This window comes from Hyphococcus formosus, assembly GCF_046736345.1.
In the GTDB taxonomy this organism is placed as follows: Bacteria; Pseudomonadota; Alphaproteobacteria; order Caulobacterales; family Parvularculaceae; genus Hyphococcus; species Hyphococcus formosus.
Window position 1 is genome coordinate 966,172 of sequence record NZ_CP157210.1, and the last position, 14,034, is coordinate 980,205.

General features: G+C 52.8%; 14 protein-coding genes. 2 read left to right on the forward strand and 12 right to left on the reverse strand.

What is annotated here, in order from left to right:
* Positions 1-27: 27 nt before the first annotated feature.
* From bamA to rpsB, 9 genes are all read right to left on the reverse strand, one after another.
* Positions 28-2,610, reverse strand: a complete 2,583-nt coding sequence (gene bamA / locus ABFZ83_RS04485; protein WP_411818231.1) for an outer membrane protein assembly factor BamA — start codon at positions 2,608-2,610, stop codon at positions 28-30.
* A 39-nt stretch (positions 2,611-2,649) separates the two neighbouring features.
* Positions 2,650-3,909, reverse strand: a complete 1,260-nt coding sequence (locus ABFZ83_RS04490) for a M50 family metallopeptidase (protein ID WP_411818232.1) — start codon at positions 3,907-3,909, stop codon at positions 2,650-2,652.
* Positions 3,910-3,928: 19 nt separating this feature from the next.
* Entirely contained in the window at positions 3,929-5,140 is a 1,212-nt protein-coding gene (locus ABFZ83_RS04495; RefSeq protein WP_411818233.1) for a 1-deoxy-D-xylulose-5-phosphate reductoisomerase, read from the reverse strand.
* Between the two features lie 2 nt (positions 5,141-5,142).
* Positions 5,143-5,991 (reverse strand): phosphatidate cytidylyltransferase, encoded by an 849-nt coding sequence (locus ABFZ83_RS04500; protein ID WP_411818234.1) that lies wholly within the window; start codon positions 5,989-5,991, stop codon positions 5,143-5,145.
* A 9-nt stretch (positions 5,992-6,000) separates the two neighbouring features.
* Complete coding sequence (locus tag ABFZ83_RS04505) at positions 6,001-6,759, reverse strand: isoprenyl transferase (RefSeq protein ID WP_411818235.1); 759 nt, start codon at positions 6,757-6,759, stop codon at positions 6,001-6,003.
* Between the two features lie 70 nt (positions 6,760-6,829).
* Positions 6,830-7,375 (reverse strand): ribosome recycling factor, encoded by a 546-nt coding sequence (gene frr, locus ABFZ83_RS04510; RefSeq protein ID WP_411818236.1) that lies wholly within the window; start codon positions 7,373-7,375, stop codon positions 6,830-6,832.
* Between the two features lie 68 nt (positions 7,376-7,443).
* The gene (gene pyrH, locus ABFZ83_RS04515) at positions 7,444-8,196 is read right to left on the reverse strand and encodes a UMP kinase (protein WP_411818237.1); all 753 of its coding nucleotides are present in this window, start codon (positions 8,194-8,196) and stop codon (positions 7,444-7,446) included.
* 161 nt (positions 8,197-8,357) lie between these two features.
* A complete protein-coding gene (tsf, locus tag ABFZ83_RS04520; RefSeq protein ID WP_411818238.1) occupies positions 8,358-9,266 on the reverse strand; it encodes a translation elongation factor Ts in 909 nt (302 codons plus the stop codon).
* A gap of 135 nt (positions 9,267-9,401) precedes the next feature.
* Complete coding sequence (rpsB, locus tag ABFZ83_RS04525) at positions 9,402-10,199, reverse strand: 30S ribosomal protein S2 (RefSeq protein ID WP_411818239.1); 798 nt, start codon at positions 10,197-10,199, stop codon at positions 9,402-9,404.
* A gap of 369 nt (positions 10,200-10,568) precedes the next feature.
* Between rpsB and ABFZ83_RS04530 the strand changes: the two genes are divergently transcribed.
* Entirely contained in the window at positions 10,569-11,057 is a 489-nt protein-coding gene (locus tag ABFZ83_RS04530; RefSeq protein ID WP_411818240.1) for a hypothetical protein, read from the forward strand.
* On the opposite strand, the gene ABFZ83_RS04535 is transcribed toward ABFZ83_RS04530, so the two are convergent.
* Both ABFZ83_RS04535 and kdsA read right to left on the reverse strand, forming a co-directional pair.
* A complete protein-coding gene (locus ABFZ83_RS04535; RefSeq protein WP_411818241.1) occupies positions 11,058-11,450 on the reverse strand; it encodes a hypothetical protein in 393 nt (130 codons plus the stop codon). It lies immediately after the preceding gene.
* A 116-nt stretch (positions 11,451-11,566) separates the two neighbouring features.
* On the reverse strand, positions 11,567-12,436 hold the full coding sequence (gene kdsA / locus ABFZ83_RS04540) for a 3-deoxy-8-phosphooctulonate synthase (RefSeq protein ID WP_411818242.1): 870 nt from the start codon (positions 12,434-12,436) through the stop codon (positions 11,567-11,569).
* Between the two features lie 102 nt (positions 12,437-12,538).
* Here kdsA and ABFZ83_RS04545 point away from each other — a divergent pair, with 102 nt between their 5' ends.
* The gene (locus tag ABFZ83_RS04545) at positions 12,539-13,492 is read left to right on the forward strand and encodes an SIS domain-containing protein (protein WP_411818243.1); all 954 of its coding nucleotides are present in this window, start codon (positions 12,539-12,541) and stop codon (positions 13,490-13,492) included.
* On the opposite strand, the gene ABFZ83_RS04550 is transcribed toward ABFZ83_RS04545, so the two are convergent.
* A complete protein-coding gene (locus ABFZ83_RS04550; protein ID WP_411818244.1) occupies positions 13,489-13,950 on the reverse strand; it encodes a hypothetical protein in 462 nt (153 codons plus the stop codon). The genes ABFZ83_RS04545 and ABFZ83_RS04550 overlap by 4 nt on opposite strands.
* Positions 13,951-14,034 lie beyond the last annotated feature (84 nt).

Sequence of the window (14,034 nt, forward strand, 5' to 3'; positions counted from 1 at the left end):
TACCTCTACCTTTTGTGCCCTTAACCCTTAGAAGCTTGTCCCCGCGCTGAATCGGAAGCCCTCAGTCCGGTCGTACTCTTCCTTGATCAGGATCTCTGCAAAATCAAATCTAACCGGTCCGAAGGGAGAATCCCAGCTTACCGTTACACCTGCCGTTACCCGCAATGATAGGTCATCTTGAATTGGTGCCAATTCGGCAATGCCATCACCATCGACATCAAGATAGAAATCCGGGTTTGCATTCAATGCCTTAGTTTCCGGATCGACCATGCCGACCGTACCGAAGTCACTGAATAAAGCGGCTCGAATGCCATATTCCTTTGGTAATGGTAGCGGGAGTAAAATTTCAGCAGAACCGATAGCATACATCTTCGCGCCAATCGACTGTCCTACCGGCTGCGCATTCTGAATTGTCGTTAAGAAGCGCGGACCGACACCAGCAACCTCAAAGCCCCGGAATGTCGATGCCCCTTCGAAGAAACGGTCTGAAAGACGAACGCCATCACCGCCATAGCCATCGATATAGCCTGCACGACCTTTTAGGGCACCGATGAAGTTACCGATGATTGGGTGGTAAAAAGCACCGGTCACTTCGGTCTGGTAGTAATTCACGTCACCGCCGAGACCCGCAAGACTGACTGCGCCACCGGCGCGCCAGCCACGACGCGGTGTGATGGGATCATCGCGATGGTCGAATGACAAACTAACGCCAACAAGGGAGGTCAGGAAGTTGCCGCGAGATTCGCAAGTCGGTGTCAGTGCCTGAATAACGAAATTACAAAGATTGGACTGAACCGTTTGTAATTGATTTCCTTCACTATCCACTAGCGGCACAACATTACCGCTCGAGTCGAAAGTGGTCGCCGGCGTCACCGTATATTCTGACGGCAGAACACCAGTGGAAAGAACCGTCAATGGGTCTGCATCGAAGGCAATATTCTGGGTCAGAACACTGTCAATGACGACGCTATCGCGTGTCAGTGTATAATTGACGCCGCCACGGCCATATTCCGAAACCTGGAAACCGGCATTCAATCCAAAACCGATCCGGTCACGGACGAACCCGGATTCGCGGAAATCTGTACGCTGATTGAAAATAGACCCGCCTGCCGCAAGGTTTCGGTCAAGGAAGTATGGCTGCGTGAAACGCAGATCGACCTGACGTGTTCGCGAGCTCGCCTGCACACGGAAACGCAAGAACTGGCCGCGCCCCATCAGATTTCGTTCTTCTACGGAGAGATCGACAATGAAATTCTCGGTTGAGGAAATACCGACACCGACACTGAACGAACCGGTCGACTGTTCTTCAACAGTCACATCTAACTGGGTTCGGTCAGGCGCGGATCCTGGCTTCTCTTCGATATTGACTTCTTTGAAGTATCCAAGTGAACGGATGCGTGCCTTTGAGCGATCAACTAGGACGCGGTTAAACGCGTCACCTTCGGCCAAACGAACCTCACGACGGATAATCTTGTCGAGGGTTCGGGTGTTACCTTTAATGTTGATGCGGTCAACATAAACACGAGGTCCTTCATTCACTTCGAAGGTTATGTCGATGGTGTTGGTTTCCGCGTGCCGCGTAAGGCGCGGATTTACGTCAACGAACGCATAGCCCGCAGAACCTGTCGCGAAAGTCAGCGCTTCGACCGCTTTTTCGACACGCTCTGAATTGTAGACTTGGCCTTCTCGGATCGGAACGAAGTTAGCTAGAACATCGCCATCGAGTTTCGCCAAAGTGGTTTTAACGCGCACTTCGCCGATTTCGTAAAGCGGGCCTTCGTCAACTGTGAAGGTAACAAAGAAGTCTTTTCGGTCGGGCGTTAATTCCGCAACCGCAGAGACAACGGAGAAATCCGCATAGCCATTTTTGCCGTAGAATTCACGCAACAATTGGCGCTCATATTCCAATCGGTCAGGATCGTAGTTGTCAAAATTGGTGAAGAACCGCCACCAGCGGCTTTCCTTGGTGAGGATTTCGCCGCGCAGCTCATTATCCGTAAAGACCTCATTGCCGAGGAAATTGACCTTCGCGATACCAGTTTTGGGTCCTTCATCGACCTCGTAAATTACGTCAATTCGGTTTTGTTCAAGCGGCGTCACCTTTGGCGTGACGGTCGTGGCAAACCGGCCCTTCGCGCGATAAAGCTCGATTATTCTTTGAACATCAGATTGAACTTTTGCGCGGGTATAAACTGTCCGGGGCGCGAGTTGAATTTCGTCAGTGATTTTGTCGTCTTTGAGACGGCGATTGCCCTCAAAGATGACCCGGTTAACGATCGGGTTTTCGGCGACTTCGATAAGCAACACGTCATTCGGCTGCATCTCCAATTTAACATCGGAGAAAAGACCGGTACGGAAGAGCGTTTTCAACGAAAGATCGAGAAGCTCCTCATCCGCCGGCATACCGGGCTGAACCGGCAAATAGGAACCGACCGTTTCGGCCTCAATCCGCTGATTACCGCGAACCGCAATGCCCTGAATGATGGGTGCTGGCTCGGTAGAAAACAGATTTTCGCTCAGGGAAGGTCCCTGAGGTGTCGCTGGCTGTTGCGCCCAGCCTGCTGTTACGGTCGCTGCGATCGCCGCAACGATACCAAAAATAGTGCGCATTACCCCGCCCCCCGACTTATACAAACTCATGCCGCCGCCTTAGCTAATTGTTGAAAGCAGGTTGTTGATGTCGTTCCACGTTACAAAAATCATGAGCGACGCCAGCATGACGATGCCCATTTTAAAACCGATCGCTTGCGCCCTAGCCCCTAACGGACGACCTGCGACAGCCTCGTATGCGTAATACAATAGATGCCCGCCGTCGAGAACCGGAACGGGAAGAAGATTAAGGAATCCGATAGAAACTGAAACAACTGCTGCTAAAAAGATGAAATCAACGAGACTAGCCCGCAATTTAACAAGAAAAGACGGCGGTTCGCGATAAGACGAATCATCAAAGCCGGACATTACAGACTGTCCCGCATATTGCGCCATCTTCACCGGTCCACCGAGCTGACTCGCGTCTTCTTTGCCGAGAATCACCTTGCCGAGGAACTGAATCGTCAGTTGAAGGATTCGGCCGAGCTCCTGAACGCCCATTGCAATCGACTTGAGCGGCCCGGATTTCTCATAGGTGTAATATTCCTCACCAGGCGGCGCGATGCCAAGCTGCCAGCGGCTGACCTTATTGCCATAGCGATCAATATCTTCGATGCGTCGCGGTGCAACATTGATCGTCTGGATGCTCCCTTCGCGTTCAACCTCGAAGCGAATTTCATTACCGCCGCTCACCAAAACGGTGTCATATAGATCGCCGAATTTTTCGATTTTGCGCCCATCAGCGGAAACAATTCTGTCGCCAGCCTCAAACCCGGCCATTGCCGCAGGGCTGTCTTCTGACACGCCGCCAACGACGGGTTCTAAAGACCCGCGCCCCAGCGTCATAAACAAAAGGGCAAATATCACGACCGCGAGGACGAAATTTGCAATTGGACCAGCGGCAACAATCGCGGCGCGACGCCATACCGGTTTGAAATGGAAACAGACTTTACGCTCTTCCGCAGTCATCCCACCGGCTATTTCTTTGGCTTCATTAGGCCCGGGGAATTGCGTTGTGACCGGCTTTTGGGCGGCTTCGGCGGGGGCCTGAGAGGCCGCATTCAAATCGCCGAAAAATTTCACGTAACCGCCCAAGGGCAAAAGCGAAATCCGCCATTCGGTACCCTTTTTATCCATCCACCGAAGAATGGGCTTTCCAAAACCGATGGAGAATACGTCAACGCGCACACCCAAAAGTCGCGCCACAGAGAAGTGACCGTATTCATGAAAGAATACAATGATCATCAGCAGAAAGAGGAACGCAATTATAGAGATAGGCAAAACGAGCACAGCCTCGAGTGGGATCCCTGCGAGCGACATGTATCTTATTCCGTCCTAGTTAGGCCGCAGCTCTTGCTGCAACGCATTCTTCCGCCATACGGCGCGCTTGAGAATCGGCGTCCATGGCCTCTTCCAGTGTACTCAGAGTCGCCGGACCATTAAGCCTAACAGACCTATCTAAAACCTGCTCGGAAATTGCAGCGATATCAAGGAATTTGATCCCGCCACTTAAAAATGAAGCCACTGCGACCTCATTCGCCGCATTGAGTGCCGCAGGCATAATGCCGCCGGCAGAGATCGCCTCACGTGCGAGGCGAAGCGAAGGAAACCGAATTAAATCAGGTGCTTCGAAGGTTAATTTCGCGACTTCCGCGAAGTCGAGTTTTGCGCTTGGGCTCGACGTCCTTGTAGGCCATGCCAGCGTTGTCGCGATCGGTGTACGCATATCCGGCGTTCCGAGCTGCGCAAGGACCGACCCATCTACATATTCGACCATCGAGTGAATGACCGATTGGGGATGAACAAGGATTTCGATCTTTTCGTGGGAGACCGGGAAGATATGAGCGGCTTCGATCAACTCCAGGCCCTTATTCATCATGGTTGCGGAATCGACCGAAATTTTGGCCCCCATGGACCAATTCGGGTGTGCAACGGCTTGCGCAGGAGTTGCCGTCCCCATTTCCTCTTTGGTCCAACTTCTGAATGGCCCTCCGGAGGCCGTCAGGATCAGGCGCGAAATACGCTCTGGCTGGTCAAAATCGAAAACCTGAAAGATTGCGTTATGCTCGCTATCAACGGGCAATAGCGCGCCGCCAGCCTTGGAGATCGCGGCGGTAAGCACGTCGCCGGCGCAGACGAGACACTCTTTATTGGCGAGCGCAATGTCCGCACCGCGCTGGGCGGCTTTTAGTGTTGGGCGCAGTCCAGCAGCCCCAACAATTGCGGCCATCACCCAATCGGTTTCCATTTCTGCCGCTTCTTCAACGGCCGCAGCACCAGCACCGCATTTGATATCGGTATCCGCCAGTGCGCTGCGTAATTCCTCGCCTTTGCTTTCGTCCGCTACGGCAACGAAAGCCGGCTTATATTTCCGCGCCTGTTCGGCGAGCTTTTCGACATTGGTATTTGCGGTCAGCGCGACAATTTCAAAGTCGGCCTCGCCTAAATCATCCGCATGGTCGAGAACGCTTAGCGTGGATTCGCCGATTGAACCGGTAGACCCAAGAATTGCGATGCGGCGCGTCGCCGAAGTTGTTTTCGTAGTCCGCATGACTATCCCTGTAATTTTTCGATCAGCATATAGACGAACATGCCGCCCGTCATGGCTGTCGTCGCGAAAATCATTCCGTCCAACCGATCAAGGGCACCGCCATGGCCAGGAATGAAGCCCGAAATGTCTTTGAGCGAGAAGTTTCGCTTGAACCCAGATTCCACCAAATCACCAATTACCGATGCTGCTCCTAGCCCACCTCCGACAAGGAAATATGACAGCATCACATCTTGCCCGAACAGAATGACCCCGGTGGTCGCCCCTATAATACTGCCAAACAGGATGCCGCCGCAAATGCCTGACCACGTTTTGGTAGGCGACAATGCGTGACTGATCTTCGGTCCGCCAATGAATTTGCCGAAAACAAAAGCCCCCGTATCCGCTGCCCAAACGACGGTGAAAAGGACAATTGTCCGCGCTAAACCTTGTGGAAGGTCCAATCTAAGCCAAATTAACGCGATACAGGGCAGGATTATGTAGATCGCGGCGAAGGCAGACCATACGCCTGTGCCGGAGTTTTTTCGCGCGAAATACGCCGCAACGATGCTGCCAAAAAAGGCGATCACAAATGATATCAAATAATTACCGCTGGCCGCAAAGAACAGCGAAATCGCGCTGCCAATCGCGAGTGCGTAAAATCCATGCGTGAAGGGCTGTCGCTCGACCATACGTGACCATTCGAACAACATGATCATACAGGCGAAGGCGATCATCGCCGTAAACGCAGGGCCACCCAGATATATCGCACCAACGACAAGCGGTATCATCACGAACGCAGAAAGGATCCGGCTCGCAAGCGCGCCGACTACTGCCGGTTTTTCAGGCTCGTTATTGTCGATAATGGGTGACAAATTTTGTCCCTAACTCGTGCCGACGCCGCCATAGCGACGCTCGCGGTTGTAATATTCCTCGATGGCTTCCGCGAATTCCTTTTTGCTGAAATCCGGCCAAAGGACATCTAGAAAAATATACTCCGCATAAGCGGCTTGCCATAACAGGAAATTCGAAACGCGCTTTTCACCACTTGTGCGAATTACAATATCAGGGTCAGGCACACCGTCAGTATCAAGATAACCAGCGATAGTCTTTTCATCGATATCTTTTGGTTGCAGAGATCCGGATTTAACGTCTTCTACTAAAGACTTTGCCGCGCGTCTTATTTCATCGCGACCGCCATAGTTAAATGCGATCTGCAGAAGAAATGCCGTGTTATCGCATGTTTCTTTTTCAGCCTTGTTCACCAAGGCCCGCAGATCAAGCGACAGGTTCTCGCGATCACCAATAATCCGTACACGACAATTTTCTTTTTTTAGCCGTGGCAGATCACCAACGATAAATTCGCGCAGCAAACCCATAAGATCGCGGATCTCACCGGCTGGCCGCCGCCAGTTTTCCGTAGAAAATGAATATAACGTTAGATGTGTGAGGCCGAGATCACGGGCCGCTTCGACACAGCGACGCGCGGCCTGAACCCCTTCCTTGTGCCCTTCCGTACGCGACAGACCCCGCGCCTTTGCCCACCGACCGTTCCCATCCATGATGATGGCAACATGTTTTGGCGGGCTGAGATCGCCTTTTTCCGGCCGGGCAGATTGGGAATGTGCAGGTATAGCGGTCATGACCGAATTGGCGCCATTTCTCGCCTGCCTAACTCACATCCGCATTCCTGTGGCACAAAACTTATCCCAATTATACTTGCAGTATTTCTTCTTCTTTGTGGGCGAGGGCTTCGTCCACTTTTTTCACCATTTCATCCGTGAGCTTTTGAACGTCGTCAGACAGCTTCTTCTGCTCGTCTTCGCCGCCCTCTTCTTTTTTCACGGCTTCCATTCCCTCGCGGCGAACATTGCGGATCGCGACTTTGGCCTGTTCCGCATATTTCGCTGCGACTTTGGTAAGCTCGACCCGGCGTTCCTCCGTAAGCGGTGGGATCGGCACGCGAACACTCTGGCCGTCGACGACCGGGTTCACGCCCAGGCCCGATTCACGGATCGCCTTTTCGACAGCTCCAACGAGGCCTTTGTCCCATACGCTGATCGAGATCATGCGCGGCTCAGGGACGCTTACGGTGCCGACCTGGACCATCGGCATTTTGGAGCCATAGGCGTCGACGTCGATCGGCTCGACCAGACTAGCGCTGGCACGACCGGTCCGAAGGCCAGAAAATTCAGATTTGAGTGCCGCAATCGCGCCGTCCATACGCTTGCGTAAATCCTTAATATCAAAACCGCTCATGCCGTATATTCTCCTAAGTTTCTTATCGCCTGATTTTACGGTGAAAATCGGCTTCTGTCTTGTTCAGATTATGGCTTTTGATCGCTAATTACGGTCGAAGCGCCCTCGCCCGTCAATGCGCCAACGACGCCGCCGCCAACGCCAATTGGGAAAACCACAATCGGAATATCGCTTTCCCGGGTAAGTGAAATCGCTGCCTGATCCATGACTTTGAGATCCCGCATCAGGACCTCGTGATAGGACAAATGTTCAAAACGCTCGGCGTCAGGGTCCAATTTCGGATCTGCTGAATACACCCCGTCAACCTGAGTTCCCTTCAACAGGGCGTCGCATCCCATTTCTGCGGCGCGGAGCGCTGCCGCGGTGTCTGTCGTGAAGAACGGATTGCCGGTACCGGCGGCGAAAATCACGATCCGGCCTTTTTCCATATGCCGGAGCGCCCGCCTGCGGATATAGGGCTCACAAATCGCTGTCATCTCAATCGCTGATAAAACGCGGGTATAGAGGCCAATCCGTTCAAGCGCATTCTGAACTGCCAGCGCGTTCATGACCGTGGCCAGCATGCCCATATAATCGGCGCTGGCGCGCTCCATACCTTGCGCGGCCGGCGATACACCGCGGAAAATATTACCGCCGCCAATAACGAGGCAGATTTCTGCGCCCAGTTCCTTGGCTTCTTTTATCTCATTGGCGATCCGGCTGACGGTTTCATTGTCGATTCCATACTGACCGGGCCCCATCAGAGCCTCACCGCTGATTTTCAGCAAAACCCGACGATATCTAAGGGAGGCGGAGCTTTTCTCGGTGGATGATTGGGTCATGGTGTCAGCCTTCTGAGTCGCGCCCTTTTACACTACTGCCTACTTGGTAATTTGGCAGCCCCGGCGCTTACTATACATATGTAAAAGCGCCGCGAAGGACTGCCCCACGCGGCGCTTTTGAAGCGTTTGGCTGCCGCCGTCAAACGCCGACAGCGCCATTTTTAGTCTTCGTCGTCGCTTTTCTCGACGCCATCGCCCAATTCGAGGCGGGCAAAGCCGACGAGTTCGATTGGAGCGCCGACATCTTTTGCCGCGTTTTCGAGAACGGCACCGACTTTTGTCTCGCCGTCGATAACGAAAATCTGCTCAAGCAGGACAGATTCTTCGTAGAATTTACGAAGGCGACCTTCGACCATTTTCTCAATGATGTTTTCTGGTTTGCCTGATGCGCGAGCCTGATCGGCGAGAACGCTTTTCTCGCGCTCAATGACTTCTGGATCAAGATCTTCGATCCGGCTTGAAAGCGGCCGTGCCGCAGCAACATGCATCGCAATCTGTTTGCCAACAGCTTCGAGCTTGGCTTTGTCACCCGATGATTTCAGACCAACGAGAACGCCGATTTTGCCAAGACCGTCTGCTGCTTGACCGTGAATGTAGTTTGCAACGACGCCTTCTTCGACAACGATGCCCTGCGCGCGACGCAGGTTCATGTTTTCGCCGATTTGACCAACCATCTCTGCGATATGTTCGTCTACAGATTTGTCAGCACCTGGGAATTTTTCAGCGCGAAGTTTTTCGAGATCGCCATTAACTGACAATGCCGTCTGAGCGATATCGCGAACCATGTTCTGGAAGATTTCGTTCCGTGCAACGAAGTCTGTTTCTGAGTTCACTTCGACAACAACGCCAGTTGCGCCTGAAGCGTTTGCTTCAACGGCAACAGCAACCAGACCTTCTGATGCTGTACGGCCTGCTTTTTTCGCAGCTTTGGAAAGACCTTTTTTACGAAGCCAATCTACAGCCGCTTCCATGTCGCCATTGGTTTCCTGCAAAGCGGTTTTGCAGTCCATCATGCCGGCGCCGGTCATTTCGCGCAATTGTTTCACTGTCGCTGCGGTAATGCCAGACATTGGTTTGCTCCTTTGTTTGATTCGTTCAGCGCCTATATCGGCGCGTTTTGTCACAATTTTATTCGCGTTTTGCGAAAGGCGGGCGTTGGTCTTTAAACCGCGCCCGCCTTGTGTTCTTTGACGCTTTACGCGCCCTTAGGCAGAAGCGGCGTCTGAATTGTCGCCGCTTTCAGCTGGCTTTTCAGAAAGTGCTGCTTCCGCAGGGACTTCGTCGAATTCGCCAAGATCAACGCCCAGCGCAGCTTGGCTTTCGCCGATGCCGTCGATCACTGCGTCTGCCACAAGATTGCAGTAGAGCGAGATCGCGCGTGATGCGTCGTCATTACCCGGGATCACATAGTCGATATTATCAGGGTCGCAGTTTGTATCGACAACTGCGATCACTGGAATGCCGAGTTTGCGTGCTTCCTGAATTGCGATCGCTTCTTTTTTGACGTCGATGACGAACATCAGATCCGGCAGACCGCCCATTTCACGAATACCGCCAAGTGATGCTTCAAGACGCTCGCGTTCGCGGCTGAGTTGTAGAATTTCTTTTTTGGTGAGACCTGCGCCACCACCAGCAAGACGTTCTTCCATCTCTTTTAGGCGACGGATCGAGTTTGAGATCGTTTCCCAGTTTGTCAGCGTTCCGCCGAGCCAGCGCACATTCATGTAATACTGCGCGCAACGACGTGCGGCTTCTGCGACTGGGCCCTGTGCCTGACGCTTCGTACCAACGAAAAGAACGCGACCGCCACCAGCAACAACATCGCGCACTTTGACGAGTGCTTGATGAAGCAATGGAACGCTCTGCGATAGATCGAGGATGTGAATGCCGTTACGCTCGCCAAAGATGTAGTTCTTCATCTTTGGGTTCCACCGGTGTGTTTGGTGGCCGAAATGTACACCAGCTTCTAATAGCTGACGCATGGAATATTCTGGCAATGCCATTTTCCTATGACTCCTTCAGTTTTGACCGCCGCGGCGCGTGGAATTACCGACAAAGCCCAAAAGCCCGCCGGATCACTGAGGATCACGCCGCGTGTGAGATGGCGCGGCCTATACGACCTCTTACGTTTCGGCGCAAGTCAAAACCCCGATTTTCTGGGCGTTTTCGTTAGATTTCCCGTTGATTTCTCCAAAGGCGATTGCGGATACTATAAGGCCGTAGAAAAAGGCGTGGATAACTTTTTCTAAACAACTGAAAACTTTCAGTTTTTTCATGTTTTGCCGGGACCGGTACCCTATGACGGGGTGACGAACATGTTAGGTTTTGAACGAGCGAATTCTTGCGCAGCCATTTCAAGGGTGAGGTATAAGATGCGAAAACAGAATTATCTTATTGGCATTGTTTCGTTATTCGCGGTGCAGGCATGCGGAAACCAGGCCGCAACGGGCGAAAACGAGCAATCCGCCACCACGGAAACCGAAGAGGTCGCCGCATCCGAGGACGGTGAAATGAGCCAAGCCAATGATTGTCCAGTCATCGCAAGTCGGAATTGGAATGCCTGGATAAACGCAATGCCGGGTCCTGACGCTACGCGCTCCTTGCATGTCACGGGCGAGATTGATTTGCCGACACCGGGTTATGAGATCGAAATGATCGCCGGAGTTGCGGACCGAAGCGCCATCCCTACCCAGCGGCTCATTATCAAGGCCACGCCGCCATCCGGCATGGTCACTCAGGTCATTACTACCGAATCTGTTTCTTACTCAGGCCCGGCAATCGCAGATCTATATCGGTCAATTATGGTCCTATGCGGTGATACGGTCCTGACCGAAATCACGGAACTTCAACTCGCGCAGTAACTACTCTGCGCTTAATCGCTCAAATAACCTTTGCCCGGATGAGAAAGCGGCTCTTAGCTCATGTTCATCCGGTTCGGTTGGTCTTCCGTTCAGTGTCTTCCGCGCGTGTATGATCTTTTCGCCGTCAAATGCAATGTCGAAACTCTGCTCATACCAACCGTCCGACGGCGCACCATTGTCGCTGAGAACTCGTGACCATGCCTGATAGGCTCTCAAGCCAGAACCAGTATATTCGTATACGGTCCACCCCTCGCCTCGGTTTTCCAGTTGATAGTGCTCGATAACTTGATTGGGTTTTCCGTTGTCGATAAAGGCTATGTAATCAGTATTAATACCGTCAATGAGCGTTGATCCCACCAAAAACGGAATTCCGCCACGTGTTTCCGATGACATCTTATCGCTCGTCGCGCATGCGCAGAGCATGAAAATCAAAAAAACTGTAAGAGCCTGTTTCATTGCACTGCCTTCTGCATTCTAGATAACAGCAATTATAGGCCGGATTATGGCGCTTAGACGTAACCATGTAGCGACGCGCGTTTTTTCGTGATTTTGTCGATCTCTAACAGATCACTGATAAATGCTTCGAACTGGCTCATGGGAATCATATTCGGCCCGTCAGACATCGCGGCATCAGGGTCCGGATGGGTTTCGGCGAATACGGCCGCAACCCCAACAGCAACAGCGGCGCGTCCAAGGGTCGGCGCAAATTCCCGTTGGCCGCCTGATGTCGTTCCTGCGCCGCCAGGCGTTTGCACCGAATGCGTAATATCAAAAACCACGGGGCATTGAGTTTCCCGCGCCATTATCGGTAAGCCGCGATAATCGCTTACAAGAGTGTTGTATCCGAAACTCGTGCCGCGATCGGTGACAACCACCCTATCGTTTCCGGCTTCACGCACTTTCGCGACCACATTCTTCATATCCCACGGGGCGAGGAACTGCCCCTTTTTGATCTTGATCACTTTCCCTGTTTTCGCCGCGGCGACGAGCAAATCGGTTTGCCGACAAAGAAATGCGGGGATCTGGATTACATCCACGACCTCGCCCACTTTTGCGCATTGACCCGGCTCGTGGACGTCGGTCACGACCGACAGGCCCGTCGTCTCGCGAATTTCCGCAAAGACATCGAGCGCTTGCGAAAGGCCCATCCCGCGCGCAGAACTTGCGCTGGTTCGGTTTGCCTTGTCGAAGGACGATTTATAGACAAGACCAATGCCTAACCGCGCCGCGATTTCTTTTAACGCGCCAGCGCATTCAAGCGCGTGATCGCGGCTTTCCATGGCGCAGGGTCCCGCAAAAACAGACAACGGCAGGTGATTGCCGATCGAGACATCTCCGGCTTTGGCCGATATTTCGACAATCTTGCCATTTTCGGGCATGGTGAAGCTCCGTTAACTTGAATTTTCCGGGCGATTCCGGTGATGAGTGTACATGGCCCGAGCGCCCCAAATGGGCAAGTTTTCGAACGGTAATATAGTCAAATGATTGATCCCTTGAATATCGCCCGCGACGTCATTGTACAGGAAATCGCCGGGCTGGAAGCCCTGAAAAACTCGCTGGGCGAGGACTTTAAATCCGCTGTGGCGCTATTGGGAGGCGCAAAGGGACGGATCGTCGTCACCGGAATGGGTAAGTCCGGTCATGTTGCCAGAAAAATTGCCGCGACTTTTTCATCGACCGGGGCACCGGCAATGTTCGTGCATCCTGCCGAAGCAAGCCATGGCGATCTCGGTATGATTTCCAAGGACGATGTCATTCTCGCATTGTCGAAATCCGGTGAGACCGCCGAACTCGGTGATATTCTCGCTTATGCGGCGCGCTTTGATATTCCGATCACCGCAATTACTGCCGTCCCCGGTTCGGCATTGGCCAATAGCGCTACGGTCGCGCTTATTCTTCCGGACGCGGAGGAGGCCTGCGGGCAAACATTTGCGCCAACGACTTCAACGACCATGATGATGGCGCTCGGGGATGCGCTCGCCGTCGCCAAATTGCGACAACGTGGGTTTACCGCCGGTGACTTTAAAGGGTTCCATCCCGGCGGAAAGTTAGGGGCTGCATTACGCCGCGCCAGCGACCTTATGCACGGAAAAGATGCCCTGCCGCTTTGTCATCCCGATGCATCCATGCCAGAGATTATCGACGTGATTTCTAACGGCGGATTTGGATGCGTCGGCATCGTGAATGATGAGGGGTTGCTTAAAGGCATTATCACTGATGGCGACATTCGCCGTCACCTGTCAGGTGGACTAGACGCCAAGACCGCCGCAGACATCATGACAACAAATCCGCGTACTGCAGAAGCCGACACGCTCGCGGGTGATATCCTCTCTTATATGAGCAAGAATAAAATTACTGCGTTATTTGTAATCGAGGACAAAAAACCAATCGGTATTGTCCATGTCCATGATTGCTTGTCGATCGGTGTGATTTAACGCCGGTTGAGTAAACCGCGCAAAAGCGATCGCGGCTCCGTCGCCGCGCTTCGTGCTGCTGCTAAATCTTTATCATCTAAATCTTCGGTGCGTTGTTCGTTACTTGCGGGCTCGGGTGCCAGTTGGGAAGTGTTTCCGGCAACGGGTGTAGGTTCGTGCGATTTCAACTGAGCTGATAACGCCGCCTGACGATCAGCCAGGTCTTGCCAAGCGCGCTCAACCTGACCGGTCAAATCGCGCATTTCCGACATTTGACTTTTCAGACCCGCGACGAGGTCTTCGGCCTCGGCAAGGGTTGAACGGGCATGCGAAGATGCCCTCAACGTCATAATGGCGACGATTAAGGAACCAATAAAGAAAGCCAATGTTCCAATGAACAAACCGCTCACCAGAGCAGTTTCATTTACCGACAAAAAATCAGCCAATCCAGAAACGGATATAATTGCAGCAACACTCATCTAAATCCCCCACCCAAACGTTCACAAGACTAAGCCTGCATGAAACATCTGCGTGTCTACCAATACCGAATCGAACAAGCCGGG

Excerpts from the sequence above, each read along its gene's own strand:
- bamA (WP_411818231.1), bottom strand. The coding sequence starts at position 2,610 with ATGCGCACTATTTTTGGTATCGTTGCGGCGATCGCAGCGACCGTAACA.
- ABFZ83_RS04490 (WP_411818232.1), bottom strand. The coding sequence starts at position 3,909 with ATGTCGCTCGCAGGGATCCCACTCGAGGCTGTGCTCGTTTTGCCTATC.
- ABFZ83_RS04495 (WP_411818233.1), bottom strand. The coding sequence starts at position 5,140 with ATGCGGACTACGAAAACAACTTCGGCGACGCGCCGCATCGCAATTCTT.
- ABFZ83_RS04505 (WP_411818235.1), bottom strand. The coding sequence starts at position 6,759 with ATGACCGCTATACCTGCACATTCCCAATCTGCCCGGCCGGAAAAAGGC.
- frr (WP_411818236.1), bottom strand. The coding sequence starts at position 7,375 with ATGAGCGGTTTTGATATTAAGGATTTACGCAAGCGTATGGACGGCGCG.
- pyrH (WP_411818237.1), bottom strand. The coding sequence starts at position 8,196 with ATGACCCAATCATCCACCGAGAAAAGCTCCGCCTCCCTTAGATATCGT.
- tsf (WP_411818238.1), bottom strand. The coding sequence starts at position 9,266 with ATGTCTGGCATTACCGCAGCGACAGTGAAACAATTGCGCGAAATGACC.
- rpsB (WP_411818239.1), bottom strand. The coding sequence starts at position 10,199 with ATGGCATTGCCAGAATATTCCATGCGTCAGCTATTAGAAGCTGGTGTA.
- ABFZ83_RS04530 (WP_411818240.1), top strand. The coding sequence starts at position 10,569 with ATGCGAAAACAGAATTATCTTATTGGCATTGTTTCGTTATTCGCGGTG.
- ABFZ83_RS04535 (WP_411818241.1), bottom strand. The coding sequence starts at position 11,450 with ATGTCATCGGAAACACGTGGCGGAATTCCGTTTTTGGTGGGATCAACG.
- kdsA (WP_411818242.1), bottom strand. The coding sequence starts at position 12,436 with ATGCCCGAAAATGGCAAGATTGTCGAAATATCGGCCAAAGCCGGAGAT.
- ABFZ83_RS04545 (WP_411818243.1), top strand. The coding sequence starts at position 12,539 with ATGATTGATCCCTTGAATATCGCCCGCGACGTCATTGTACAGGAAATC.
- ABFZ83_RS04550 (WP_411818244.1), bottom strand. The coding sequence starts at position 13,950 with ATGAGTGTTGCTGCAATTATATCCGTTTCTGGATTGGCTGATTTTTTG.